This window comes from Mitsuaria sp. TWR114 (assembly GCF_007997345.1).
Genome location: NZ_VOSR01000397.1, coordinates 1 through 2,517, shown reverse-complemented (window position 1 = coordinate 2,517; position 2,517 = coordinate 1). Strand labels below are relative to the sequence as shown.

The window sequence follows — 2,517 nt, the reverse complement described above, 5'->3', positions numbered from 1 at the left end:
CGCCGGCCCTGCGCGGCCACCTTGTTCCAGGCCTCGCTGCGCTTGCTGCGGTCGATGTGGATCATGTCCAGCCGCGCCATGGACCAGCCGAAGAACGGGATGTAGATCAGTTCCCGCTTGAACACGTAGGCCAGCGGCCGCGGCATCAGCATCGGGTAGGCGAAGGTCTCCCAGGTCGACTGGTGCTTGGACAGCAGGATCACCGACTGGGCCTTGTCCGTGGGCAGGTGCTCCATGCCGCGCACGCGCCAGCGCACGCCGCAGATCAAGCGGGCGCCCCAGATCGCCACGCGCAGCCAGTTGGCGCACATCCAGTACAGCTGCGTGCTGTTGAGGAACAGCGAGCAGACCACGACCGCGGTGCCCCAGGGCACGACGGTGACGATCAGGTAGAGGACGAAGAGGATCGAACGCAGCGCGATGAGCATCAGCCCAGGTCTCCAGGAGCGGTATCGGGTTCAGCGGATTCGCCGCGCGACTCGGCGCGCGCGCGGCGTTCCTCATGGATCAGGGCCTCGGCGAAGGCGGCCAGGTCCTGGTGCACGCGCGAGCCGGGCACCAGCGCGATCTGGCTCTGCAGCTGCGCCTCGTCGACGCCGGCCAGGCGGTCGCCGCGCACCAGGTGCGGCACGCAGCCGGCGTTGTGCGCGGTCTGCAGGTCGCGCACGCTGGCGCCGACCATGTGGACCTGCTGCAGGTCCACGCCGAAGCGCTCGCCGATCTGTTCGACCAGCCCCGGCAGCGGCTTGCGGCAGTTGCAGTTCTCTTCCGGCGCATGCGGGCAGAAGAACGCGGCGTCCAGCCGGCCGCCCTTCTCCGCCAGCAGCTGGTTCAGCCGCAGGTGCACCGCGTTGAGCGAGGCCATGTCCAGCAGCCCGCGGCCGATGCCCGGCTGGTTGGTGGCCATGACGGTGTGCCAGCCGGCGTGGTTCAGCCGCGCGACGGCCTCGAGCGCGCCGGGCAGCGGCTCGAGTTCCTCGGGCGACTTCACATGGTCGTCGCGGTAGCGGTTGATCGTGCCGTCGCGGCCCAGGATCACCAGCTTCATGCCATGCGGATGGTCGGACCGGTTGGGCATCGAAGGCTCCGTTCTGCGTCAGGCCGCCAGGCGCGACAGGTCCGCGACGCGGTTCATCGCGTCGTGCAGCTGCTTGAGCAGCGCCTGGCGATTGGCGCGCAGCGCGGGGTCCTCGGCGTTCACCATCACGTCGTCGAAGAAGGCGTCGACCGGCGCCTTCAGCGCGGCCAGCGCCTTGAGCGAGCCGGCGTAGTCGTGCTGCTCGAACAGCGCGTCGGCCTGCGGCTTCACGCCGGCGAGCGCGTCGGCCAGGGCCCGCTCGGCCGCTCGGTCAGCAGCGCGGGCTGGACCTCGGTGGCAGCTCGCCCTCGATCTTCTTGAGGATGTTGCCGACCCGCTTGTTGGCCGCGGCCAGCGAGGCCGATTCGGGCAGCGCGGCGAAGGCGCGCACGGCGCCCAGGCGCTTGGGCACGTCGCCCAGGCGGGCCGGGCTCAGCGCCAGCACCGCGTCGACCTCCTGGGCGCTGTAGCCCTGGTCGCGCAGGCTTACCGCCAGGCGGTCGGCGAAGAAGCCCAGCAGCGGCTCGGTCGGATCCTGGATCAGCTCGCCGAACGCGGGCAGCGCGCCCTGGATCAGCTCCGGCAGCGACAGGTGCATGTGGTTCTCGACCAGGATGCGGATCACGCCCAGCGCATGGCGGCGCAGCGCGAACGGGTCCTTGTCGCCGGTGGGCAGCTGGCCGATGCCGAACAGGCCGATCAGCGTCTCCAGCTTGTCGGCCAGCGCGACGACGGTGCCGGTGTGGTTGCGCGGCAGCGCATCGCCGGCGAAGCGCGGCTTGTAGTGGTCCTCGATGGCCTTGGCCACGCCGTCGCGCAGACCTTCATGGCGCGCGTAGTAGCCGCCCATGATGCCCTGCAGCTCGGGGAACTCGCCCACCATGTCGGTCAGCAGGTCGGCCTTGGCCAGCAGCGCGGCCTCCTGGGCCTTGCTGTCGAGCACGTCGAACTCGTCCTTGGCCTCGACCGTGTACGGGTGCTGGGCCATGCGCAGCTGGTTGACGATCGCATGCGCGATCGCGCGCACGCGCTCGGTGCGTTCGCCCTGGCTGCCGAGCTTGCCGTGATAGACCACCTTGCCCAGGCCCTCGACGCGCGAGGCCAGCGTCTTCTTGCGGTCCTGGTCGAAGAAGAACTTCGCATCGGCCAGGCGCGGGCGCACGACGCGCTCGTTGCCCTCGATGACCTTGGACGCATCGTCCGGATGGATGTTGCTGACCACCAGGAAGCGGTGGGTCAGCTTGCCCTGCGCGTCCAGCAGCGGGAAGTACTTCTGGTTGGCCTTCATCGTCAGGATCAGGCACTCCTGCGGCACGGCCAGGAACTCGGGCTCGAACTGGCAGGACAGCACGTTGGGCAGCTCCACCAGCGCGGTCACCTCGTCCAGCAGCTCGGGCGCATCGATCGGCGTCAGGCCCAGCGGCGCGGCCTGCGCCTGC

General features: G+C 70.0%; 2 protein-coding genes and 1 pseudogene. All 3 read right to left on the bottom strand.

The features are described from left to right. On the bottom strand, window positions 1-428 hold a 428-nt coding region (locus tag FUT87_RS14955; protein WP_147241525.1), incomplete at its 3' end, for a 1-acyl-sn-glycerol-3-phosphate acyltransferase. Further along, window positions 428-1,078: a D-glycero-beta-D-manno-heptose 1,7-bisphosphate 7-phosphatase gene (gmhB, locus tag FUT87_RS14950; RefSeq protein WP_255511852.1), complete on the bottom strand. Its 651-nt coding sequence runs from the start codon at window positions 1,076-1,078 to the stop codon at window positions 428-430. The genes gmhB and FUT87_RS14955, both read right to left, overlap by 1 nt. Window positions 1,079-1,096: 18 nt before the next feature. Next, window positions 1,097-2,517, bottom strand: a pseudogene (gene glyS / locus FUT87_RS14945) (glycine--tRNA ligase subunit beta); the annotation flags it as partial.